This window comes from Actinoplanes sp. HUAS TT8, from assembly GCF_051380535.1.
Lineage (GTDB): Bacteria > Actinomycetota > Actinomycetes > Mycobacteriales > Micromonosporaceae > Actinoplanes.
Map to the genome: position 1 here is coordinate 5,214,045 of NZ_CP195646.1, position 21,213 is coordinate 5,235,257.

The 21,213-nt window shown below is 70.1% G+C and carries 23 protein-coding genes; 10 read left to right on the plus strand and 13 right to left on the minus strand.

The window, feature by feature from the left end:
• Window positions 1–7: 7 nt before the first annotated feature.
• Window positions 8–544 (minus strand): TetR/AcrR family transcriptional regulator, encoded by a 537-nt coding sequence (locus ACSHV8_RS23300; protein WP_436535870.1) that lies wholly within the window; start codon window positions 542–544, stop codon window positions 8–10.
• 72 nt (window positions 545–616) lie between these two features.
• Here ACSHV8_RS23300 and ACSHV8_RS23305 point away from each other — a divergent pair, with 72 nt between their 5' ends.
• The 4 genes from ACSHV8_RS23305 (at window position 617) to ACSHV8_RS23320 (ending at window position 4,852) form a co-directional block, all read left to right on the plus strand.
• Window positions 617–1,645, plus strand: a complete 1,029-nt coding sequence (locus ACSHV8_RS23305; protein ID WP_436535871.1) for an aldo/keto reductase — start codon at window positions 617–619, stop codon at window positions 1,643–1,645.
• 74 nt (window positions 1,646–1,719) lie between these two features.
• On the plus strand, window positions 1,720–2,658 hold the full coding sequence (locus tag ACSHV8_RS23310; RefSeq protein WP_436535872.1) for a hypothetical protein: 939 nt from the start codon (window positions 1,720–1,722) through the stop codon (window positions 2,656–2,658).
• 213 nt (window positions 2,659–2,871) lie between these two features.
• Window positions 2,872–3,258, plus strand: a complete 387-nt coding sequence (locus ACSHV8_RS23315; RefSeq protein ID WP_436535873.1) for an STAS domain-containing protein — start codon at window positions 2,872–2,874, stop codon at window positions 3,256–3,258.
• Between the two features lie 58 nt (window positions 3,259–3,316).
• Window positions 3,317–4,852: a protein kinase domain-containing protein gene (locus tag ACSHV8_RS23320; RefSeq protein WP_436535874.1), complete on the plus strand. Its 1,536-nt coding sequence runs from the start codon at window positions 3,317–3,319 to the stop codon at window positions 4,850–4,852.
• 19 nt (window positions 4,853–4,871) lie between these two features.
• Here ACSHV8_RS23320 and ACSHV8_RS23325 read toward each other — a convergent pair whose 3' ends face one another.
• Window positions 4,872–5,114 carry a hypothetical protein gene (locus tag ACSHV8_RS23325; protein WP_436535875.1) on the minus strand — a complete coding sequence of 81 codons (243 nt, stop codon included), beginning with the start codon at window positions 5,112–5,114 and terminating at the stop codon, window positions 4,872–4,874.
• Between the two features lie 303 nt (window positions 5,115–5,417).
• On the opposite strand from ACSHV8_RS23325, the gene ACSHV8_RS23330 reads away from it, so the two are divergent.
• Window positions 5,418–7,019 carry a methyl-accepting chemotaxis protein gene (locus ACSHV8_RS23330; RefSeq protein WP_436535876.1) on the plus strand — a complete coding sequence of 534 codons (1,602 nt, stop codon included), beginning with the start codon at window positions 5,418–5,420 and terminating at the stop codon, window positions 7,017–7,019.
• Between the two features lie 82 nt (window positions 7,020–7,101).
• Here the strand turns inward: ACSHV8_RS23330 and ACSHV8_RS23335 are convergent, their stop codons facing one another.
• The 5 genes from ACSHV8_RS23335 to ACSHV8_RS23355 all read right to left on the minus strand — a co-directional run bounded on the left by ACSHV8_RS23335 (window position 7,102) and on the right by ACSHV8_RS23355 (window position 10,577).
• Window positions 7,102–8,136: a YihY/virulence factor BrkB family protein gene (locus ACSHV8_RS23335; protein ID WP_436535877.1), complete on the minus strand. Its 1,035-nt coding sequence runs from the start codon at window positions 8,134–8,136 to the stop codon at window positions 7,102–7,104.
• Between the two features lie 81 nt (window positions 8,137–8,217).
• Entirely contained in the window at window positions 8,218–8,832 is a 615-nt protein-coding gene (locus ACSHV8_RS23340) for a DUF3618 domain-containing protein (RefSeq protein WP_436535878.1), read from the minus strand.
• On the minus strand, window positions 8,808–9,227 hold the full coding sequence (locus tag ACSHV8_RS23345) for a phage holin family protein (protein ID WP_436535879.1): 420 nt from the start codon (window positions 9,225–9,227) through the stop codon (window positions 8,808–8,810). Before ACSHV8_RS23345 ends, ACSHV8_RS23340 begins: the two co-directional genes overlap by 25 nt.
• Entirely contained in the window at window positions 9,224–9,952 is a 729-nt protein-coding gene (locus ACSHV8_RS23350) for a hypothetical protein (RefSeq protein WP_436535880.1), read from the minus strand. Before ACSHV8_RS23350 ends, ACSHV8_RS23345 begins: the two co-directional genes overlap by 4 nt.
• A 319-nt stretch (window positions 9,953–10,271) precedes the next feature.
• On the minus strand, window positions 10,272–10,577 hold the full coding sequence (locus tag ACSHV8_RS23355) for a hypothetical protein (RefSeq protein WP_436535881.1): 306 nt from the start codon (window positions 10,575–10,577) through the stop codon (window positions 10,272–10,274).
• Between the two features lie 151 nt (window positions 10,578–10,728).
• Here ACSHV8_RS23355 and ACSHV8_RS23360 point away from each other — a divergent pair, with 151 nt between their 5' ends.
• Window positions 10,729–11,124, plus strand: coding sequence for an ATP-binding protein (locus tag ACSHV8_RS23360; protein ID WP_436535882.1), 396 nt, complete (start codon window positions 10,729–10,731; stop codon window positions 11,122–11,124).
• Between the two features lie 44 nt (window positions 11,125–11,168).
• Here ACSHV8_RS23360 and ACSHV8_RS23365 read toward each other — a convergent pair whose 3' ends face one another.
• Window positions 11,169–11,327: a hypothetical protein gene (locus ACSHV8_RS23365; RefSeq protein ID WP_436535883.1), complete on the minus strand. Its 159-nt coding sequence runs from the start codon at window positions 11,325–11,327 to the stop codon at window positions 11,169–11,171.
• 367 nt (window positions 11,328–11,694) lie between these two features.
• On the opposite strand from ACSHV8_RS23365, the gene ACSHV8_RS23370 reads away from it, so the two are divergent.
• Window positions 11,695–12,939, plus strand: coding sequence for a sensor domain-containing phosphodiesterase (locus ACSHV8_RS23370; protein ID WP_436535884.1), 1,245 nt, complete (start codon window positions 11,695–11,697; stop codon window positions 12,937–12,939).
• A gap of 250 nt (window positions 12,940–13,189) precedes the next feature.
• Here ACSHV8_RS23370 and ACSHV8_RS23375 read toward each other — a convergent pair whose 3' ends face one another.
• The 3 genes from ACSHV8_RS23375 to ACSHV8_RS23385 are packed head-to-tail and all read right to left on the minus strand — an operon-like array spanning window position 13,190 to window position 14,843.
• Complete coding sequence (locus ACSHV8_RS23375) at window positions 13,190–13,594, minus strand: ATP-binding protein (RefSeq protein WP_436535885.1); 405 nt, start codon at window positions 13,592–13,594, stop codon at window positions 13,190–13,192.
• Window positions 13,591–14,007, minus strand: coding sequence for an STAS domain-containing protein (locus ACSHV8_RS23380; protein ID WP_436535886.1), 417 nt, complete (start codon window positions 14,005–14,007; stop codon window positions 13,591–13,593). The genes ACSHV8_RS23375 and ACSHV8_RS23380 overlap by 4 nt, the downstream gene beginning before the upstream one ends.
• Complete coding sequence (locus tag ACSHV8_RS23385; protein ID WP_436535887.1) at window positions 14,007–14,843, minus strand: STAS domain-containing protein; 837 nt, start codon at window positions 14,841–14,843, stop codon at window positions 14,007–14,009. The genes ACSHV8_RS23380 and ACSHV8_RS23385 overlap by 1 nt, the downstream gene beginning before the upstream one ends.
• A 367-nt stretch (window positions 14,844–15,210) precedes the next feature.
• Here ACSHV8_RS23385 and ACSHV8_RS23390 point away from each other — a divergent pair, with 367 nt between their 5' ends.
• Together ACSHV8_RS23390 and ACSHV8_RS23395 are read left to right on the plus strand one after the other, a co-directional pair.
• Window positions 15,211–15,522: a trypco2 family protein gene (locus ACSHV8_RS23390; protein ID WP_436535888.1), complete on the plus strand. Its 312-nt coding sequence runs from the start codon at window positions 15,211–15,213 to the stop codon at window positions 15,520–15,522.
• 3 nt (window positions 15,523–15,525) lie between these two features.
• The gene (locus tag ACSHV8_RS23395; RefSeq protein WP_436535889.1) at window positions 15,526–18,477 is read left to right on the plus strand and encodes a tetratricopeptide repeat protein; all 2,952 of its coding nucleotides are present in this window, start codon (window positions 15,526–15,528) and stop codon (window positions 18,475–18,477) included.
• 50 nt (window positions 18,478–18,527) lie between these two features.
• Here the strand turns inward: ACSHV8_RS23395 and ACSHV8_RS23400 are convergent, their stop codons facing one another.
• Window positions 18,528–19,151 (minus strand): hypothetical protein, encoded by a 624-nt coding sequence (locus tag ACSHV8_RS23400; protein ID WP_436535890.1) that lies wholly within the window; start codon window positions 19,149–19,151, stop codon window positions 18,528–18,530.
• Between the two features lie 107 nt (window positions 19,152–19,258).
• Between ACSHV8_RS23400 and ACSHV8_RS23405 the strand changes: the two genes are divergently transcribed.
• Window positions 19,259–19,705 (plus strand): Hsp20/alpha crystallin family protein, encoded by a 447-nt coding sequence (locus ACSHV8_RS23405; RefSeq protein WP_436535891.1) that lies wholly within the window; start codon window positions 19,259–19,261, stop codon window positions 19,703–19,705.
• Window positions 19,706–20,032: 327 nt separating this feature from the next.
• Here the strand turns inward: ACSHV8_RS23405 and ACSHV8_RS23410 are convergent, their stop codons facing one another.
• The gene (locus ACSHV8_RS23410) at window positions 20,033–21,124 is read right to left on the minus strand and encodes an Rv2578c family radical SAM protein (RefSeq protein ID WP_436535892.1); all 1,092 of its coding nucleotides are present in this window, start codon (window positions 21,122–21,124) and stop codon (window positions 20,033–20,035) included.
• Window positions 21,125–21,213: the final 89 nt, after the last annotated feature.

The window sequence follows — 21,213 nt, forward strand, 5'->3', positions numbered from 1 at the left end:
AGAGAGTTCACTCCCTGATGATTGCCATCAGGGCCGCGGTGAAGGGTGCCGGGTCCAGGTCGCCGCGGATCGCCAGCTGCTGGCTGTAGCTGGCGCAGAGGGCCACGAATGCCTCGGCGATCGCCGCGGCGTCCGCTCGCCGGGACTCGGGCACCAGTTCGGCGACGGCCGCCCGCATGGCCGCGAGCTGCCGCTGCACCACGGCGGCGAGGGGCGGCGACACCGCCGCTTCGGCATAGATCTGGGCAACCAGCTGGGCGTGCCGGTTCTCCCGGGCCCGGGCCCGCACATACTCCAGGAAGCCGGCCACGGCCTCGGGGGTGAGCGCTTTCGGCAGGGCTTCGGTCCCCTGCTCGCAGACCGCGATGACGATCTGTTCCTTGCTGGTGAAGTAGCGGTAGATGGCGCCGTTGGAGAGGCCCGACTCGGCGATGATGTCGGCCATCGACGTGTGCGCGAAGCCGTGCGAGGCGAACCGGGCGCGGGCGGCGTCCACGATCTGCTGGCGGCGAGCGTCGAGGTGAGCCTGACTGACCCTGGGCATAAAAGAGTGACCTCTCTTTTTATCTGCTACGGTCGGAGCCTACCTCCCCCGTACCGAATCTCAGGAGTTGCCGTGCGCTATCAGACTTTCGGCCGCCGGACCGGGCTACGCGTGTCCGAGTTTGTGCTCGGGACCGCGAGCTTCAGCACGCCGGACACCTCCCGGCCGATCTTCGAGGCTTTCGTCGCCGCCGGTGGCACCACCTTCGACACCTCCAACCTCTACCAGAACGGGCAGGCCGAGACCGTTCTCGGCGAACTGCTCGGGCGCCGCCGCGACGACTTCGTGGTCATCACCAAGTACAGCGGGACCAGGGACGCCGAGCCGCGCCCGGGCACGACCGGCAACAGCCGCAAGGTCATGGTCCGATCGGTCGAGGCGAGTCTGCGCCGGCTGAACACCGACTACGTGGACGTCTTCATGCCGCACTTCCCGGACGGGGTCACGCCGATCGAGGAGATCCTGGCCGGGTTCGACGACCTGATCCGCTCGGGCAAGATCCTGCACGGTGGCCTGTCCAACTTCCCGGCCTGGCGGGTCGCCGGCGCCGCCGTCCGAGCCGACCTGCGCGGCCTGTCCCCGCTGGTCGGCGTGCAGACCGAGTACAGCCTGGCCGAGCGCACCGCCGAGCGGGAGTTGCTGCCGATGGCGCAGGCCCACGGCCTGGGCGTGGTCCTGTACTCGCCGCTGGCCGGAGGACTGCTCACCGGCAAGTACCGGCGAGGCGAGGCGGGTCGCCTGAGCGGCCGGGGCGACGCGGTCGAGGGCACCGCGCAGCGCACCGCGATCGTCGATGCCGTACTGGCCGTCGCCGACGAGCTCGGCACCACCGCGGTCCAGGTCTCGCTGGCCTGGCTGCGCCACCGGGCCGCGCTGGCCGCCACCGCCCTCATCCCGATCGTCGGGCCGCGCACCCCGGTCCAGCTGCGGGAATACCTGGACTCGCGGCACCTGGACCTGGGTGACGAGCACTACCGCCGGTTGGACGAGGTCAGCGCGGTCCGCTTGGGGACCCCGCACGAGGATGTCGCCGCCGCGCTGGGCCACGGTGTGGACGGTGACCGCACGCTGCTGGAGCCCGCGCCCCTGCCCGTCATGTGACGCATCGAGGCCCGTCGTGCAAGATCGCAGCGACGACGTGTCGAGTCTCCGGAGGAGATCTTTTGCTCAGAGTAATGATTTCGCGGGCGGTCACGGTGTGTGCGCTGGCCCTGGCCATGGTCGCGAGTGGACCGGCGGTGGCCGCTCAGGCCGCCTACTACAACACCTACGCCGACATCGCGAGTATCCCCGACACCGCTTGCTGCACGGGCGCGCAGGGGTTCGCCGCCGGGTCGACCTACCTGTACTCGATCAAGAATCACACGAACTATGACGACGTCGCCGCCATCTACCGGGTCAACAAGACCACCGGGGATCGCGTGCTGATGACCAACGGCACCGACGGCGGCACGACCAACACGTGGCTCGGGCACGGTAACGACATCACGATCGTCGACATCGACGGACAGCACCACATGTTCATCGTGACGATGGAGGCCACCGGCGCGCAGCTCGTCCGGCTCCGCTACGACGGCACGACCTACTACAACGCCGGGTCGTACCAGCTCCGCCTCAACGGGGCGGTCGCCGCGCCGTCCGGTGTCAGCCGGATCGCGGTCACCGGCACCACGATCACGTTCATGTTCAAGAGCGGTCACACGATCTACAACGGCAGCCTCCCGTTGCGGGCCTCCTCGGGCACGATCGACCTGACCAAGGCGTTCGACCTGCAGGTCGACGGCGCGCTGGTCAACGGCGCCACGGTGGCCGACCTGAGCACCTTCGCCAACCAGGGCTTCTTCTACGACGCCACCAACCAGGTTCTCTACAGCCCGATGACCAAGGAGAACCGCAGCATCGTGCTGGTCTACCGCGACGTGACGCCGGCGACGACCGGCACCGCGCCCGCGGCCACCGACCTCTCCTTCCGGATCACGTCGTCGAAGTACACGACGTTCGAGATCGAGGGCGTCGGCATCAGCGACGGCAAGCTGTACTTCGGCACGAACCGATCAAACGCGGACGGCGCCTTCGACGGGGTGCACTCGTTCAACGACTACGTCGCGGGCTGACCCCGCCCACGATCAAAACCAGGCGGCCACGTCCGGGCCGCTGATGGCTGAGGCCGCTGATGCGCGCGTACGGGCGTGAGCCGCCCCCGTCCACGGGTGGCGGGGAGCGTGCTCACGCCCGTACGGGAAACCGATCTTGATCTGTCATGGGTGATTTCGATGCATGCAGACGGGTAATAGCAGTGCGTTGACGGCGACGAACGGGGGATCATCGTGGAAGCCGCGCTGGTGGAAGACGAAGGCACGACCGGCACCGAGCTCGTCGTGCACACCGTGGACGGGCTGTCCCTGGTCCGCGTCATCGGCGACGTGGACCTGTCGGTCGCCTCCCGCCTGCGGGCGGCCCTGGAGTCGGCGCTGGCCGCGAACCCGTGGGTCGTGGTGGACCTGAGCCGGGTGGGCGCGGTCGACTCGATCGGGCTCGGCGTGCTGGCCGCCGCCCGGCAGGCCGCGGGCCGGGGTACCGGCGACCTGCTGCTGGCCGCCGCGCCGCCGTTCTTCACGTCGGTCCTGCATGCGGCCCGGTTGAGCACGGTCTTCCGGATGTACGAGACCGTTCCGTCGGCGATGACGGCCGCGCTCGCCCCAGCGGCAGCGTGAGCACCCCGCGAGGCCGCGTGGGGATGCAGATGCACGCCGGGCCGGGCACACTGCCGGGATGAGCGGACCAGCCACTCTCGACGGTGACTTCGGGCCGGCCCACGCCGGCCTGCTGCTCGGCGGCCGCTACCGGCTGCTGACCCCGATCGGCGCCGGCGGCATGGCCGTCGTCTGGCACGCGCACGATCATGTGCTGGCCCGCGCCGTCGCGATCAAACTGGTGGCCCCCGCGGGGGCCGGCGACCAGCGGGCGCGCGACCGGATCGGGCACGAGGCCCGGGCCGCCGCGGCCCTCTCGCATCCCAACATCGCCCAGGTCTACGACTACGGCGAGACAACCACCGACAACCAGATTTTCCCGTACGTCGTGATGGAGCTCGTCCCCGGCGGGACGCTGCTACGAAGGATCTCGGCCGGTCCGGTGGCGCCGAGGTTCGCCCTGCGGGTGTGCGCGGAGATCGCCGCGGCGCTGGCCGCCGCGCACGCCGAGGGCCTGGTTCATCGGGACATCAAGCCGGCCAACGTGATGCTGGCACCGACCGGCGCCAAGGTGGTCGACTTCGGCATCGCCGCGGTCGTGTCCCCGGGTGGTTCCGGTGAGCCGGACTCCGAGGTCCTCGGCACCGCCGCCTACGTGGCACCGGAGCGGCTGACCGGCGACGCGGTGCAATCGGCCAGCGATGTGTACGCCCTGGGCGTGGTGCTGTACCGCCTGCTCTCCGGCCACTCGCCCTGGACCAGCGAGGACACCCGGCAGATGCTGGAGGCGCACCTCTACGTGCCGCCGGCCCCGCTGTCGCCCCGGCCCGGCGTGCCCGATTACGTCATCGAGTTGTGCAACCGTTGCCTGGCCAAGGACCCGACGCTGCGCCCGGGTGCCCCGGAGGCCGCCGCGGTACTGGCCCGGGGTGCCGGGCTCCGCGTGGTGAGCGACGAGCCCCCATCGCCGGCGCCGTCGGTTCCCGGCGCGGACCCGACAGTTCTGATCCGCCGGCCGCCCGGCGCCCGGCCGGCGATCCCGGTTTCCCTCACCTCGGCCGCCCGCGGGAGATACCGTCGGCCACTGATCACTGCGACTCTGGTGACCGTTGTCGCCGGTGGCGCATTTCTCCTGGTGAAACCGCTTGTCTGGGCGGATAGGGACGATCCGTCGGTGGCGGGGGCTCCCCCGGCCTCGACCGCCTCGTCCGCGACCGCTCCGAGCTCGGCTCGGACCGAGGCCACGACGACTCCGGGCCTCGCGACCCGGACCCGGGTTCGCTCCCAGCCCGCGACACCGGCCGGGCCATCGGTGCGGGCCGGCTCGGCCGGTGCGCCCGCGCCGGCCGCGACCAAGCCCGCGCCGGCCCAACCGGCCCCCGGTTCCGCCGAGCGGACGCTGTCGACGGTGGCCGGCACGCTCCGTGCGACCTGTCCCGGCCCGGCAACAGCGCAGATCCTGTCCTGGAAGGCGGCCCCGCCGTACAAGGTCGAGGCCGTCGAACCCGGCCCGGCAGCGGCGCCGACGGTGACCTTCAAACACGGCAAATCGCTGCTCACCATGTCCGTGAGCTGCGCGAACGGCACGCCCGTAGCCACCTCACAACAGACCTGAGCCCGCGCCGATCCACGGCTCAGTCCGGGACCTCGGAATCGTTGCTGCCCGACGGCGGAACGTCCTCCTCGGGCTGGTCAGGCCGGGCCAACGCATACCGGGGCCCGCCGAATCGGGCGGTCACGGCCTGGGCCCGGACCGACGCCGCGGTCAGATCGTCGGTGATCTCGGAGTCTCGATGGACCGATGACGGGTTGCGCCGCCGCGAACTCTCACCCGCTTCGGCACCCGGTTCGGATCCGGACGGACCACTATTCGGCATCGACACCATCGTCACCTCTCGCTCGGACGCCCCCGCCAAGGAGCCGTGCGTCGAGGTCACGACCTCACTTCGTGCGCGACCATTCCACCCGAACCTCGCCATCGGCGGCGGCTCTCGGATGTCGACCTGCACCATCCTGTCCGAGATACCTTGCTTCCGCAAGGCCGGATGCACGTGCATTTGCATGCGCGTCAATACGTCGGTCATCCGATCGTGGCCGGCGACCGAGCGGCGGCAGTCCCGCTCCCGATTTCGAACCCTGGTTCGGGTCCGCGGGCCCAGCGACCCACCGATAGGCGATGCGTGACGATTCTTCGGCGGTTGCGCCTCGGAGTACGGCTGCTCGCGGCGTTCGCGGTGGTCGTCCTGCTTCTGCTGGTGGTGATGGCGGTCGCCCTGGGCACGTCGTCACGGCAGCAGGCCGCCGTCGGCCGCATGGTCCGGGCCCAGCAGTTCGTGTCCACCGTGAAGGACGCCAAGTTCTCCGCGGCCGACTTCAACGGCTGGCAGACCGCGTACGCGTTCGACGCGCTGCGCGGGGTGGCCGATGCCGCCCAGGACAGCGGGGAATCGCGCCGGGCGTTCCTCGACTCGGTGCAGACCTTCCGGACCCGGGTGACCGCGGCCGGCGAGCTCGCCCCGTCGACGTCGGCCCGGCAGGATCTGCAGCGGATCACCACCCTGGTCGACGAGTTCATGACCGTCGACGCGCGGATCGCTCAGCTGTACACGGCCGGTTCCGCCAAGCCGGCCAACGCCCTGGTGATCGGCAAGGAGATCGACCTCTTCCAGCAGATCGGCCGGCTGCTGGACCAGACCGCGACCGTCGCCGACGGCGAGTTCGCGGCGGCCCGGCAGGACGCCGCGGCCGCGCACGCGACCGGGGCCCGGATCGTGTGGGCAGCGGGCGCGGCGGCCGCGCTCATCGCGATCGTCCTCGCCCTGGTCGTCACCCGTTCGGTGACGCGGCCGGTCGACCAGGTGCGCCGGCGGCTCGTGCTGCTGGCCGACGGCGACCTGGCCACGCCGCTGGAGGTGGCCGGCCGGGACGAGGTCGCGGCCATGGACGGGGCGCTGACCCGCAGCCTGGACTCGCTCGGTGCGGTCATGCGCACGATCGACGAGTCGTCGGCGTCGCTGGCCGCGGCGGCCGAACAGATGTCGGCGACCTCCAGCCAGATCGCCGCGTCGGCCGAGGAGTCGGCCGCGCAGGCCCAGGTGGTCGCCGACGCGGCCGGCCAGGTGTCGCTCAACGTGCAGACCGTCTCGGCCGGCAGCGAACAGATGGGTGCGTCGATCCGCGAGATCGCCCACTCGACCAGTGAGGCCGCCGCGGTCGCGAATTCCGCCGTGCGGGCCGCCGAAGCCGCCAACGTCACCCTCGCGTCGCTGGGGCAGTCGTCGCGGGAGATCAGCGAGGTCGTCAAGGCGATCACGTCGATCGCCGAGCAGACCAACCTGCTCGCGCTCAACGCGACGATCGAATCGGCGCGGGCCGGCGAGGCCGGCAAGGGCTTCGCCGTCGTGGCCGGCGAGGTCAAGGAACTGGCCCAGGAGACGGCCCGCGCGACCGACGACATCGTGCGCCGGGTCGACGCCATCCAGGCGGGCACCAGCAGCGCGGTCGCCGCGATCACCGAGATCTCTGCGGTCATCGGGCGGGTCAACGACTTCCAGACCACCATCGCGTCGGCCGTCGAGGAGCAGACGGCCACGACCGCGGAGATCAACCGGAGCATCGGAGACACCGCGCTGACCGCCGAGCAGATCGCCGCCAACGTCGCCACGGTCGCGCTGGCCACCCAGCAGACCACCGAGGGTGTCACCCAGGCCCAGCAGGCCACCACCGAACTGGCCCGCATGTCGGGTGACCTGCGGACCCTGGTGTCGCACTTCCGTTACTGACCCCGGCGCGCTGCCCGGGCGCCACGACCTGTCGAGCCGAACACGAAGGCCAGGTGATCGGCGCGGATCGGGCGGTCGCGCGCTATCGGTGCTTCTTGAGTTTGCGGTCGTCACGCAGTTCGAGGAACGGCTCGTCGGCCGGGTCGTGACCGGCGGCGATGGCGCGGCCCCGTTCCAGTTCGGCGTCGAGTTCGGCGCCGAGCAGGATGGCGATGTTGCTGATCCACATCCAGACCAGGAAGGCGATGGCGCCGCCGAGGGTGCCGTAGGTCTTGTTGTAGTTGGCGAAGTTGGCCAGATAGATCGCGAACGCGGCCGAGGCGATCAGCCAGAGCAGGACGGCGAAGATGCCGCCGGGGCTGACCCAGCGGAACCCGCCGGTCTTGGCGTTCGGGGAGGCCCAGTAGAGAATCGCGAACATCAGGCTGACCAGGATCAGCAGGACCGGCCACTTGGCGATGCTCCAGGTCAGCACCGCGGCGTCGCCGAGGCCGATCTTGTCGCCGACGACCTTGGCCAGGTCGCCGGTGAAGACCACGATGGCCGCCGAGATGATCAGCATGACGCCGACGACGGCCGTGACCGCGACCCGGATGGGCAGCGTCTTCCAGATCGGCCGGCCTTCGGGCACGTCGTAGACGGCGTTCGAGGCGCGCATGAACGCCGCGATGTAGCCCGACGCGGACCAGAACGCCACGACGAGACCGAGGATCGCGGCAAATCCCGCGGTGCCGGGATCCTTGACCTGTCCGAGCACGGTGTCGACCAGGCTCTGCAGCTGCTGGCCAGGAGCAATTTCCTGTACGGCGTCCTGAACGGTCTTCTGGCCGTCCTTGCTGAGCAGGCCGAGCAGCGACACCAGCACCAGCACACCGGGAAAAATCGACAGCACGCCGTAATAGGTCAGGGCGGCGGCCCAGTCGTTGATGTCGTCCTCGGAGAACTGCTTGACGGTCCGCTTCAGGGCGGCGAACAGCCCTTTGCCCTTGAGCTGAGCGGGACTGTCGGGGCCCGCCTCCGGCGGTGTCCCGCCCCGGCCGGTCGGTTCGTCATCACCGGTCGTGGTGGTGGCGGCCGCGTCGATGTCGAAGCGGCCGGATTCACGGTCTGCGTTCATGATGGTGGTCCTCCGGGCACGGCCCACGGTGCAACGAGCCTGTGCCGGCCTCGGCGGAGACCGGCACATCCGAACATTCGCTCAGGAGGCGTTGCGCGCGGCCTGCTGGGTCTGATCCTTCACGTCGTACGCGGAGGATGTGGCTTTGTCCTTGGTGGTTTGCGCGGCGTCCTGAGCGGTGTTCTTGACCTGGCCGGCGGCGTGCTCGACGCTGCCGGACAGGTCGTCCTTCAGGTCCGTGGCGATGTCCTTGACCCGGTCGGTCAGTTCACCGCTGTTGTCCTTGAGCTGCTGTCCGGCCCGGCGCTCGACGTCGGTGACCGGGATCAGCGAGGCGGCCAGCAGGCCCACGCCGAATGCGATGACGCCGGCGGCGATAGGACTGCCCTGGGTCTGGGCGGCGACTGCCTGAGGCGCACCGCGGACCGCGTCGGCGGCGTCGTGCGCCTTCTCGGCCGCGATGTCGCCGAGCTGCGACGCCTTGTCCTGCACGGTGCCGGCCGTCGACGAGGTGTGGTCGGCGACAGCGTGCCGGGCGTGGTCGGAGCTACCCATGACCTTCTCCTTCACCGAGTTCCAGCGACGCTGGGCGACCTTGGCCGGGCTGGTCTTCTCGGCCAGCAGATCGACGTCGCGGGTCAGCGATGCCCGGGTGCTCTCGATGTCCTGCCTCAGCCGGTCGGGTTCTTCAGCCATTGCGCGTCCTCCTTGAGGGTGTCGACAGTGCGCCGCGGCACGGGGTCCACGGTCTGCAATTTCTTCTTGCCGGCCACGTACAGCCCGGCGCCGACGGCCGCCCAGACCACCGCCACGATCAACGCGGCCCAGCCCATCGGCATGATCGCGTCGAGGCCGAAGACCGCGGCGAAGCTGAGCAGCACCACGGCCAGGTAGCCGGCGAACCCGGCGCCGCCGAGCATCCCGGCCGCCTTGCCGGCCTTGGTGGCCTCCTGCTTGAGCTCCAGCTTGGCCAGCTCGACCTCCTGGCGGAACAGCTGCGACAGGTCGTCGCTGATGTTGCCGATCAGCTCGCCGACCGAGGTGCTCTCAGCCTGACCGGAACGATCCGGTGAGTAGTTGTTGCTGGTCACGGCCGCAGCCCCGGCCCGGGCACGGTGTGCCCCTCATCGGCCACGAGCGGGGTGCCGGTGCCGGTGGCCGCGTATTCGGTGCCCGGGTAGCCGCCGATCGGCTCAGCGGTTCCGGTGCCGGCATACGACGCGCCGGCCCCGGTCGCCGTCGCGTAATCGGTGCCCTGCGCGCCGGCCGGCGGGGTGTAGACCGGGTCCGGCGTGGCCGAGGTGTAGCTGTCGGTGGACGGTTTGTGGCTGCCCGCGGCCGGGTCGGCCTTGGCCACGCTCTTGCCCAGCCGGCCCACGACGAAGCCGGCCGCGAGCGCGGCGGCCAGGAAGGCACCCGGGCGGCGGCGGGCGAAGTCCTGAACCTCGGCCAGCACACCCTCGGGGCCGTTGCGGTCCAGGTAGTCGGCCAACTGGCGGCCGCCGTCGGCGACCCGGGAAACGACCATCGCGGCCGGGGTGTCACCACGGTCGCCGCGCATCTCGTCGAGGTGGTCGGCGGTCTGCCGGATACTGCCGACCAGCTTGTCGTTCTGGTTGCGGGCCTGCTCGCCCAGCTTGTCGCGGACCTCGCCGGCAACGTTGCGGGCCTGGGCCTTTGCCTCGGCGCCGACCCGCTGGGCCTGCTCGGCGGCGGTCTCCTTGACCTCGGTCGCGGCCTGGCCGGCGGCGTGCCGGCCCTGCTCGGTGACCTGTTTGGTCTTGGAAGTGTCATCCGGTGTCGTCAGATCACTCATATCGTCTCCTACATAGACCGGGGTACGGCGTCGGAATCCCCAGCCCGTAACTCCTCAACCCTCATCAGTCGCATTTCCTTCGGTATTTTTCGAAACACTTTCCTACGGCATCGATTTATGCACTGAACGCCAAAGAGGGCACTGATGATCTTTAACTCACCCGATGTCCGTGCAGGTCCACCTGCTCGTCATCCAGGACATCGGCCGTCACGGCGCAGGTGTCTAATTACTCGCCAGAATCAAGAAAAACAACTACCCGGGAGAATTAAAAGTCAGCAAGACCGAATACGTTTATGACCTGAAACGGTGGGAATCCGCTCTACCCCGCTACTCCCGGACCACGATTCAGGCTGATCCACCTGGTCGGGGAAGATCCTGCGGATAAGCATCCGGCGTCCTCGTCGCGGACCCCGCCCGTGATGCTGCTGTCGTCCCAGCTGATGATGAGGACACCGTCGCCGGCGCTGTCCTGGGTGACGTTCTGCACCAGCTCCGAGATGGCCAACAGGGCATCCTCGACATAGTCGGCCGGGTGCCAGGGATTCAGGATCGCGTGGGCCTGCCGGCGCAGCGGGCCGGTCGGATCGCCGTGCGCGAACGGCACCTGGACAGTGTGGGCTGTCACCGCCCCGTCCTCCCGGTCCGACTGCACGACCATGGCGCCTCACTGATCACCCAGTACCCAGCGCTGATGGTAGATCGGCCAGGACCGGTCGGGCGGATTCGGCGTCAGAACGCTGCGGCCGGGTACATCACCACCAGGAGGTGCAAGGTCGATGAGCGTACACACCGCACGTTTGAAAGTTCCGCACGGCAGCGGCGCGACGACGGCCGCCCGTACGGCCGCCCGGTCCGCGCTGCGCCTCTGGGGCTTCACCAACACCGACTGGCTCAACGACGCGACCCTGGTGATCACCGAACTGGTCACCAACGCGATCCGCCACGGCGGTGGGCTGCTCGCCCTCGACCTGCGCGCCGTCCGCGGGCAGGTCACCGTGAGCGTCACCGACCGCACCCGGGTCCGGCCCCACCGGCGCCGCGCGGACCTGACCGGCGGACGCGGGCTGTCCATCATCGACGCGCTGTCGCGGGCGTGGGGCGTGCGCCCGAACCACGCGGGCAAGTGCGTGTGGGTGCTGCTGCCCACTTCGGCCCGGCCCGGCCTCGCTTGACCTTTCCCGGCTTATAACTGTCGATGTGACGCCGGCGATCGTCGTCAGCGGATGCGCTGGGCCAGCTTCGCGACGACGCCGCCGACGGCCAGGCTGACGACCGGGGTGGCAACCGCCGGCAACCGCGTCTTCTTCATGATCCAGGCGGTGGCCGCGGTGGTGGCCACCGGCAGCGCCGCTTTCACGATCGTGCCCTTGTTCATGTCGGCGACCTTCCTCGCGACGAACGATTTCCTCGGAGATACCCGCCTCCGCCCACTGATAGTCACGACGGCGTCCCGGGCCGTGGTTCACGGCTGCTGATAGACGAGCAGAGCCACATCATCCTCATGACAGCTGTCGCTGAGCAACGCGGCGCAGATGTGGGGGCCAGCACGAGGGAGTCGGTGAGCGCCACCGCGGCCCGGTCGATGCCGGCGTCGATGACCGGCGCCGTCGGTGTGCACGAAGCCACGGGCGAATGGCCTGACTGCCGATGAGGATTTACGTGACGAAACGGTCGGCGCCCGCCCAGCGACGACTCAGAAACGAGATCGAGGTGCCGAACAGCAGATCGTGGGTGCTCTGAACATGCGGACCGCTGTCGACGGCGGCCCGGATCTCGACCACGTGCTGCGTCACGGCGGCGTGCACTGCGTCTACCAGCCGTTCGTCGACGTGGACACCGGCGCGCTGCTGGCCTTCGAGGCGCTCATGCGCGGGCCGGCCGGCTCCGAGCTGCAGTCGCCGCTGGCCCTGCTCGACGCCGCTCGGGGCGCCGGCCGGCTCGCCGAGCTGGAACAGGCCGCGTTGCACACCTCCTTGCGGGATGCCGCGGAGCTGTCGCAGGGACGCCCGGTGACGTTGTTCGTCAATCTCGAACCCACCACCCTGACCCAGCGGTGCGACCTGGTTCTCGACGCGCTGACCACGCGGGCCGACCATGTGCAGGTGGTCGTCGAGATCACCGAACGGGCGCTGGCCGAGGACGTGGCCGGCGTGCTGACCGGCGCCGAGCGGTTGCGCGCCGCGGGCTGCGCCATCGCCCTGGACGATGTGGGAGTTCATCCCGAGTCCCTCGCCTTCATCCCCCTGCTGCGCCCCGAGGTGGTCAAACTCGATCTGAAGCTGCTGCGGACGGTCAAGGATCCGGCCACGGTGGCGGTCGCCGGGGCGGTACGCGCCTACGCCGAACAGGCCGGCGCCGAGGTCGTCGCCGAGGGCATCGAGACCCCGCAGGACCTGACCCGGGCCCTGGTCCTGGGCGCCACGCTCGGCCAGGGCTGGTTGTGGAGCCGCGGTGAGCGCCGGTTCCCGCCGTCGACGTTCCGGCCGGAACGATTCGCCGCCCGCCCGATCGGTGCCACCCTGGGCACCACACCGTACGAACTGATCGGTTCCGGCCGGCGCATCCGGCACGCGCCCAAGCATCTGCTCGTCCCGATCTCGAAGACCCTGGAACTGATGGCCCTGCAGGCGGCGATCCCGCCGGTCCTGCTCGCCGCTTTTGAAGACGTCCGGTTCTTCCGCCCGTCCACCATCCGCCGCTACACCGAACTGGCCGGGCACCTGCCGTTCGTCGCCGCGCTCGGGGTCGGCATGCCACCCGCCCCGGCTCCCGGCGTGCGGGGCGCCGGCCTGTCGATCCAAGATCCGCTGGCCAGCGAGTGGACCGTCGTCGTGCTCGGCGCGCACACCGCGGCCGCCCTGATGGCCCGGGATCTCGGCGACGTCGGGCCGGATCCCGACCGCCAGTTCGAGTTCGTCGTCACCTACGACCAGGCCCTGGTCACCGCCGCCGCGCACTCCATGATCGGCCGACTCGTCAAACCGTGACGTTCGGGACTCCCAACCGGTCAGATGACGGCTTTCGACGCCGATGGCGACGTGTGGGCACCGTTACGCGACCGTCGACCTGGCTCGCGGTGATGCTCCGCGGCAGGCCGGACCGGCCTGGGTGTGGATCGCGATCATGCTCGGGGCGTGTACCCCGCCACACGTGCCGGGCACGGGCGCGTCGGCGAGCCGGCCGGACCGTTGCCCGATCCGGCCGGCTCGCACCACCCCGACCGAGGCCGGTTGACGCTCATCGACGCCATTTGACGACGGTGATGGTGGTGCCCTGCCCGGGGGCGGTGACGATGTCGAACTCGTCGACCAGCCGCCGGGCGCCGCTCAGGCCCAGACCCATGCCGCCACCGGTGGTGTAGCCGTCGGTCAGGGCCAGCTCCAGGTCGGCGATGCCGGGTCCGTCGTCGCCGAAGACGATGCGGATTCCCGTACGGTGGTCACCTTCCGGGCGGCTCACCTCGGCGTAGCCGCCACCGCCGTACACCAGGGTGTTGCGGGCCAGTTCACTCGCCGCCGTGACGATCTTCGTCTGGTCGACCAGGGACAGTTTGAGCGCGGCCGCGACCGTGCGCACCAGTTGACGGACCCGGACGACGTCCCGGTCGGTGGTCACCTCGATCCGCTCGCTCGGATCGCTCACGGGGTGCGGACCGCACTGTCGTCGAGTTCCGCGTAATCGTCGAGGTCCGCATCGCCCGCGGCGGGCCGGCGCGACAGCAGGTCCATGCCCAGCTCGACGGTCAGCGCGGTCATGATGCCGGGCAGCGACAGACCGAGCTCGACCAGGGTGATCGCGACGGCGGGCCGCATGCCGACCACGACGGTCTCGGCGTCGAGCACCCGCGAGATCGACGCGATCGTGGCGAGCATGCGGCCGACGAACGAGTCGACGATGTCGAGCGCCGAGATGTCGATGATGACGCCGTGGCAGCCGGTGGCGACGATCCGGTCGGCGAGATCCTCCTGCAGCTGCAGGGTGACCTGGTCCTCCATGTCGATCTGGATGGAGACCAGCAGGATGTCGCCGATTTTGAGGACCGGGACCCGTTCCATCAGCGTTCCGCCCGCTTGGACTTGCTGATCACGTGGCGCAGTGCGTCGGCCAGCGTCGCCTTGGTGGCGATGTCGCCGAACTCGATGCCGAGCGCGACGATCGTCTGCGCGATCTGCGGGCGGATCCCGGAGATGACGCAGTCGGCGCCCATCAGCCGCGCGGCGACCACGGTCTTGAGGATGTGCTGGGCAACCTGGGTGTCGACGGCCGGGACACCGGTGATGTCGATGATCGCGTACGGCGACCCGGTGTCGACCAGGGTCTGCAGCAGCCGTTCCATGACGACCTGCGAACGGGCGGAGTCGAGCGTGCCGACCAGGGGGACGGCGACGACACCCTCCCACAGCTTGACCACCGGTGTGGAAAGCTCCAGCAGCTGCTCGGCCTGATCGGTGATCAGCTGCTCGCGGATCCGGACATAGCTGTCGAAGGTGACGAGCGCGGCCGCGTCCACGAAAGCGGAGAAGGCCGCGTACTCGTCGAGGCTTCCACCACCATCGGTACGGCGCAGGGCGGCCAGGACGGCGTCCTTGAAGGAGTAGATGCCGGCCGCGATCTCGGTGGCGGTGAAGCCCTGCCGGGCCTGGTTGGCGCAGAGTTCGTGAAGCTGCGCGCGCAGGTCGTCCGCCTTGGGGCCGACCAGGTCTTGCGCACCGTCGCGCAGCGCCTCCCGGAAACCACGGAGCAGGTCACCGGTCTGGCGACGCAGTTCCGGGCGGCTCAGGCGTCCGCGCAGGGTCTGGGTGACACGCTCGGTCCAGTCGTCGACCACCTGCTCCTCGTTGCTGTCGAGCAGGGCCACGAACCGGCCGGCCTCATCGGCACTGAGTGCCACTGATGTCTCCTCAGACTAAATGGTGATCCGCACCAGGCGACGGAAGCAACGGACGCTACGCCGCATCGTTGCCCCACAGCAAATAACCGTGGTTCGCCCGGCCCGGTCCTGGCCCGCACCGTACAACGACTCGCGTCCGGAGCAGCCGGATTCCGCGTTACCCGGTCGGAAAATTTCGTCCCGGCTGCCGAGCGGCCACCGGGCCCGGCCGGCGAAACCACACCGGCGATGTCAGGACGTGCTCGAAATCCGGGCTCTCACCACTGTCGAATCTTGGACTGCTCGGGGTGGTGTCCGATTCGGTGCGTCGGCGGGTGGCCGGGGTGCGGTTGACTTGCGGGTCCGTGACGGCTGCATGGAGGTTCGGGTGGACGACGGTATCGAGCTGGCTGATCTGATCTGGCAGCTGCGGCACGAGATGAGCCGGGCCATGTGGGCGGGCGAGCACACCGATCTGCGCTTCGAGGCCGGCCCGGTCGAGCTGGAGCTGACCATGGTCGTCGAGAAGTCGTCGCAACCCGGCGTGAAGGCGAAGCTGCTGGTCGTGGACGCGGAGTGGGCGGCCAAGCGGGCATCGACGGTCACCCAGCGGGTCAAGATGGTGTTGCAGCCACGGCGGGCCGACGAGCCGGATCGTCCGCCGCTGATCTCCGGTCCGGCCGAGGCGGGCGAGCGCTGATCGATGGGCGGCCAGGTGGTGTCCGGCCCGGGGCGCTGGGAGGCTTTGACCTCGCAGTGGGTGGCCGAGGTGATCGTCGATCGCGTGGACGCTCCGGCGACGCGGGGGTCCGGCTATCGCGTACGCGATGATCTGGTTCTGACGGCCGCGCACGTCGTGGCCGATGCGGCCGGGGTGACGCTGCGGTTCGACGCCGAGCAGCCGGGTGAGTGGTCGGCGCCGGGGACGATCGCGTGGTGTGACCCGGCGGCCGACGTCGCGTTGGTGCGCCTGGATCGGGTCGACGGGGTCGCCGTGCTGCCGGCCCGGTTCGGACGACTGACGGCCACGCCGCAGCGGGTCCAGGCCCATGTCGTCGGGTTTCCGCGGTGGAAGCTGCGCCAGGTGTCCGGCGGCGGAGTCGTCCGGGAGGCGCATCACGCGGTGGGGTCGATCGCCGGCTTGTCCAACCCCAAGTCGCAGACCCTGGAGATCCGGGTCGACCCGCCCGGGGAGGATCCGAAGCCGGGGGTGTCGCCGTGGGAGGCGATGTCCGGGGCCGCGGTGTGGGTCGACGGCTGTGTGGTGGGCGTGGTGTCGAGCCACTACCGGCGGGAGGGGCTGGGGTTCCTGACCGCGGTCCGGCTCGCGTCCTGTTTCTCCGGGCCGGACGGGCCCGGCGCCGTGCTCGGCCTCGGGGCCGAGCCTCTGGTCGACGTCCCCGCCGAGGACAAGGCGCCGCATCGGGTGCTGGGCCACCTGCCGATGCGGGCGGCGCACTACCAGCCGCGCCGTGAACTGGCCGGCCGGATCCACGAGTCGAAGGCCACGACATCTGTACTGTCCGGGCTGGGCGGGGTCGGGAAGACCCAGCTGGCGGCCCGGTACGCACAGGATCGGGCCGACGACGGCCATCTGGTGATCTGGGTGGACGCCTCCTCCCCGGAAGCGATCGAGTCGCGCTTCGCCGAGGCCGGAGCCGCCTACGCCGGCGCGGACCCGGCCCAGCCGGCCCAGGCCGCCGAGCGTTTCCTGTCCTGGCTGGCGGACACGTCACAACCTTGGCTGATCGTCCTGGACGACCTCCCCGACGTCCGGGCCCTCGGCGAACTGCGACCGCCGGCCGATGTCGCCACCGGACGGACCCTGATCACCACCCGCCGGCGGGACCGGGCCCTGGCCGGCGGCGACGGCGAGTTCGTCGAGATCCGCGAGTTCGATCCGGGCGACGCCGAGCAGTACCTGCGCGGTGCGCTGGACGCCCACCTGGCCGACGACGTCACCGGGGTCGCCGCGGACCTGGGCTTCCTGCCGTTGGCGCTGGGGCAGGCGGCCGCGTTCATGAACGACCTGGACGTGCCGTGCGGCGGTTACCGGAAACGCTTCGCCGACCGGCGCAAACGCCTGCCGGACCTGCTGCCCGAGACGAACGCCCTGCCGGACGGCTATCGCCAGACGGTGGCCGTCACCTGGTCCCTGTCGATCGAGGCGGTCGACCGGGAACGACCGGCCGGCCTGGCCCGGCCCCTGCTGAAGCTGAGCGCCGTCCTGGACCCGGGCGGCATCCCGGACCAGGTGTTCTTCTCCGACGCGGCGCTCAACTGGCTGGGCTACCAGCGCACCCCCGACGCGGACACTCTGGCCGGCCTCGACCCGGACACGGTGCACGACGCCCTGCGGAAGCTGCACGTCTTCAACCTGCTCAGCTACGAGGCCGGGCTGGTCCGCGTGCACAACCTGGTCCAGCGCACGGTTCAGGACCAGTACGAGGCCGCCGAACTCGGCGAGGTGGCGTGGGCCGCCGCGGACGCGCTGCTGTCCGGCTGGCTCGTGCCCGGCCGGCATGACCTCATGCGGGCGAACACCCGGGTGCTGGCCCGCGACCGCATCGACGACCTGTGGCACGAGTACGGGCCGCACCCCGTACTGATCAACTACGGCATGGACCTCGGTCAGACCGGACAGGTACGGGCCGCGATCGATCACTTCACGCGCCTGGCCGAGATCTCCGAGCAGCGCCTGGGCCGCGACCACGACGCGACCCGAGGGCTGCGGGGGAACATCGGAAGCTGGCAGACCCGGGCGGGCGACACGTCGAGCATTCACGACCTCGAGCAACTCGTCGCCGAGAAGTCACGTGACTACGGCCGGGACCACCCGAGCACCCTGTTCACGCGGCACAACCTGGCCCTGGCCTACATGCAGGTCGGAGCGTTCGAGCAGGCACTGTCCGAGATGGAACAGGTGCTGGTCGTCCGACGCCGGCTCAGGATGTACGGACCCGACCACGAGTTGACCCTGACGACGTGGCACAACCTCGCCTTCATCCGGGGCGAGAGCGGTGATGCCGCCGGCGCCGCGGCCGAATTCGAGACGATCGTGGCCGAGACGATTCGCATGGTGGGCACCGAGCATCCCGACGCGCTCAGCGCCCAGCACGAGCATGCCCGCTGGCGGAACATCAGCGGCGACCACGCCACCGCGAAGGCCATCTTCGCATCGGTGATCGCCGCCCGCATCGAGCTGCTGGGGCCGACCCACCCGGACACCCTGCTCAGCCAGGAGGGCCTGGCCTTCGCCCTCAAAAGCCTCGGCGACGAGGACGCGGCCCGGGCCCTCCTCGACGAGGTGCGCGATCATCAGGAGCAAGTCCTCGACCCGGACAACCCGGACCTGCTCTTCAAACCGTTCTACGAGGCCGTCGAACGGTTGGACTCCGGCGACGGCGACGCCCTCGACGAGCTCACGCGGCGGTTCGAGGATCTGCTCCGGACCTTCGGCGGCGGCCACCGCTACGTGCAGCTCGCCGCGCAGGCCCTCGCCTTCTACCGCCAGAAGGCCGGCGAGACCGACGTCAACCCGATGGTCGTCCTGGCCCAGGGCCTCGTGAAGGTTCTGCCGCCCGATGACCCACTGCGAGACTTCTACGAGCAGGTTCTGGACCGCCGCCCGGACGAATCCGCACCCGGGAACTGACGGCGACTCAGTCCGGCCGGGCCGGTGACGTGCGCACGGCGGCGGTGCCGTCACCGCGAGTCGCCACGCCGGTCGCGGCGGTCGTGCCGGATCTGGTCGGTGCGGGCCGTGACGGCCTCGATCTGGCCGGTCAACCCCGGATGGTCGCCCAGGTGCGGCCGGGCCTCGGCGAGCAGGGCTGGTAGGGCCGATGCGTCCGGGTCGCCGAGCGCGTCGTGCAGCCGGGTGAGCGCGCCCCCGGCCGCCTCGTCGAGGTCGGTCAGCGCGGTGACCTGCCCGGCCAGCCGGCGCAGGTCGGCGGTGTTGTCGTTGGCCCAGCGGGAGACGGCCCGGTTGCCGGCGCGGCGGTCCCGTTCGGCCTGCACGCGGGCGTCGCGGGTGGCGTCCGGCTGCTCGGTCGGGGCGGAGGCGCTGCGCAGGTAGCGACGCTCGGCCGCCTGGCGGCTGGCGACACCCAGCGCGGGGGCCAGGGCCTGCCAGGAGACGCCGGCGGCGCGAGCCGCGGCAATCAGGACCGGCTCGATCTCGGCGAGCGCGCTCTGCGCCCGGCGCAACAGCACGAGGGCGGCGAGCAGCTCGGCCGGGCTCACCCCGCTGCTGCGGGCGACCCGCTCGACCTCGGCCACCACGGCGGTCAGATCAGGGCCATCTTCGTCGAACTCAGTCGTCGCCATATGTGTCATCTTTTCGTTGACGTTCTGCTTGTCATCGGGGCGATGACGTGTTAGAAACAAGGTATCGCGCATTGACCCCGTAGTCGAGACCCCAGGAGGTGGGAACCATGTTGATGCGCAGCGAGCCCTTCACCGAGGTCAACCGGCTGGCCCAGCAACTGTTCGGAGCCACGAGCACCGGAACCTGGTCCCGACCGGCCACCATGCCGGTCGACGCGATCCGCAACGGCGACGAGTTCGTGATCGCCCTCGACCTGCCCGGCGTCGACGCCGACGCGATCGACATCGACGTGGAACGCAACGTGCTCACCGTGCGCGCCGAACGCCGCCCGATCGACCTGGGCGAGAACGCCACCGTGCAGCTGACCGAACGCCCCCTCGGCGTGTTCTCCCGCCAACTGTTCCTCGGCGACGCCCTGGACACCGAACACATCAACGCCGCCTACGACAACGGCGTCCTCGTCCTGCGCATCCCCATCGCCGAAAAAGCCAAGCCCCGCAAGGTCACCGTGGCCGCACACCGGCACGGCGAGCAGAAAGTGATCACGAGCTGACCGGAGCGTTTTGACGACCGCCGCTCCAGGCGAGCGGCGGTCGTCTTTCTCCGCCGCCCTCACGCCCGGGACGTGGACGCATTCGCCGATGTCGTGTGCGACTGCGCGGACCGGTTGGTCGTCTCGGGGCCCGCTTGCCGGCCCGGGTGGTGCCGGCGTTCAGCAGCAGTGAGGCGAGGGCGCCGGGCCGGCGCGTCGCCGTCTCCGGGGTGAGGACCGTGGCGACGAAGAACGCGACGAGCGCGGCTGACATGCCGGCGAATCCGAGGCTGGGCGGGAGCGTGCTGCGGACGTACGGCGAAGGGATTTTCATGTCCTCGGTTTTTCTCAGTCGAACAGGGTGGGCGCTTCGGGGCGGGTGGCCGGCGCCCGTTTGCCGAGGAGGGCGAACTTGTCCTCGGTCGAGGTGTCCGGAACGGGCAGTCCGTGCCGGCGCAGGGCCTGGTTGGCGCGGGCCCGGACGAGATCCCGGTAGGCGCGCGGGGTGCGCGAGCCTTGGGAATACAGCTCGGCGTAGGTGTCCACCAGTTCCGGGTGCGCACGGCGCAGCCAGGTGAAGAACAGTTCCTTGACGCCGCGCATGAGGTAGAGCGAGGTCGGCAGGACCGCGGCCGCCCCGGCGTTGGCCAGGGTGCCGATCAGCTCGTCGAGGTGCTCGGCGCTGTCGGTCAGGTGGGGCAGGATGGGCGCGACGAACACGGTGGGGGCGAACCCGGCGTCGCGCATCGCCCGCAGTGTGGCCAGCCGGGCGGCGGTCGTGGGGGTGCCGGGTTCGAGCGACTGGCGCAGGGTCTCGTCGAGGAAGGCGATCGACATGCCCAGCTCGACGTTGACCTTCGTGGCCGCGGCGGCCAGCCGGTCGAGGTCGCGGCGGATGACGGTGCCCTTGGTGAGGATCGAGAAGGAGATGCCGGCGCCGGTCAGGGTTTCCAGGATGGGCGGCATCAGCTCGTAGCGGCCCTCGGCCCGCTGGTACGGGTCGGTGTTGGTGCCGAACGCGACCCGGTCGGGCCGGACCCGTTTCGTGGCCACCTCGCGGCGCAGCACGTCCGGCATGTTCACCTTGACGACCAGTTGGCTGTCGAAGTCCGCGCCCATTCCGAAGCCGAGGTGTTCGTGGGTGGGGCGGGCGAAACAGTACGCGCAGGCGTGGGTGCAGCCGCGATACGGATTCATGGTCCACTCCCCGGGCAGCATCGTGCTCGTCGCCGGGACGTGGTTGAGCGCGCTCCGGGTCAGCACCTCGTGGAAGGTGACCCCTTCGAATTCCGGGGTTCGTACGGTGCGCAGAAGGTTGTTGAGCCGGGCCAGGCCGGGCAGTGTGCCCGGCTCGACCGCGTCGATGCGCTGACCGGCCCAGCGCATGTCGCTCAGGCGCCTCTGGTGGCGGGTTTCGGCTTGTTCTTCGGCCGCAATCATGTCGACGCCTTCCGCTCTTTGTTCGACAGCGATTATGTGTCCGATCGGGCCTTTCGGGTAGGTGATCGCACGGCCAGAATCGTCGAATT

Coding starts and splice junctions, on each gene's coding strand:
- ACSHV8_RS23300 (WP_436535870.1), bottom strand. CDS start 544: ATGCCCAGGGTCAGTCAGGCTCACCTCGACGCTCGCCGCCAGCAGATC.
- ACSHV8_RS23310 (WP_436535872.1), top strand. CDS start 1,720: ATGATTTCGCGGGCGGTCACGGTGTGTGCGCTGGCCCTGGCCATGGTC.
- ACSHV8_RS23320 (WP_436535874.1), top strand. CDS start 3,317: ATGAGCGGACCAGCCACTCTCGACGGTGACTTCGGGCCGGCCCACGCC.
- ACSHV8_RS23325 (WP_436535875.1), bottom strand. CDS start 5,114: ATGCCGAATAGTGGTCCGTCCGGATCCGAACCGGGTGCCGAAGCGGGT.
- ACSHV8_RS23335 (WP_436535877.1), bottom strand. CDS start 8,136: ATGAACGCAGACCGTGAATCCGGCCGCTTCGACATCGACGCGGCCGCC.
- ACSHV8_RS23340 (WP_436535878.1), bottom strand. CDS start 8,832: ATGGCTGAAGAACCCGACCGGCTGAGGCAGGACATCGAGAGCACCCGG.
- ACSHV8_RS23350 (WP_436535880.1), bottom strand. CDS start 9,952: ATGAGTGATCTGACGACACCGGATGACACTTCCAAGACCAAACAGGTC.
- ACSHV8_RS23360 (WP_436535882.1), top strand. CDS start 10,729: ATGAGCGTACACACCGCACGTTTGAAAGTTCCGCACGGCAGCGGCGCG.
- ACSHV8_RS23365 (WP_436535883.1), bottom strand. CDS start 11,327: ATGAACAAGGGCACGATCGTGAAAGCGGCGCTGCCGGTGGCCACCACC.
- ACSHV8_RS23370 (WP_436535884.1), top strand. CDS start 11,695: ATGCGGACCGCTGTCGACGGCGGCCCGGATCTCGACCACGTGCTGCGT.
- ACSHV8_RS23380 (WP_436535886.1), bottom strand. CDS start 14,007: ATGGAACGGGTCCCGGTCCTCAAAATCGGCGACATCCTGCTGGTCTCC.
- ACSHV8_RS23395 (WP_436535889.1), top strand. CDS start 15,526: ATGGGCGGCCAGGTGGTGTCCGGCCCGGGGCGCTGGGAGGCTTTGACC.
- ACSHV8_RS23400 (WP_436535890.1), bottom strand. CDS start 19,151: ATGGCGACGACTGAGTTCGACGAAGATGGCCCTGATCTGACCGCCGTG.
- ACSHV8_RS23405 (WP_436535891.1), top strand. CDS start 19,259: ATGTTGATGCGCAGCGAGCCCTTCACCGAGGTCAACCGGCTGGCCCAG.
- ACSHV8_RS23410 (WP_436535892.1), bottom strand. CDS start 21,124: ATGATTGCGGCCGAAGAACAAGCCGAAACCCGCCACCAGAGGCGCCTG.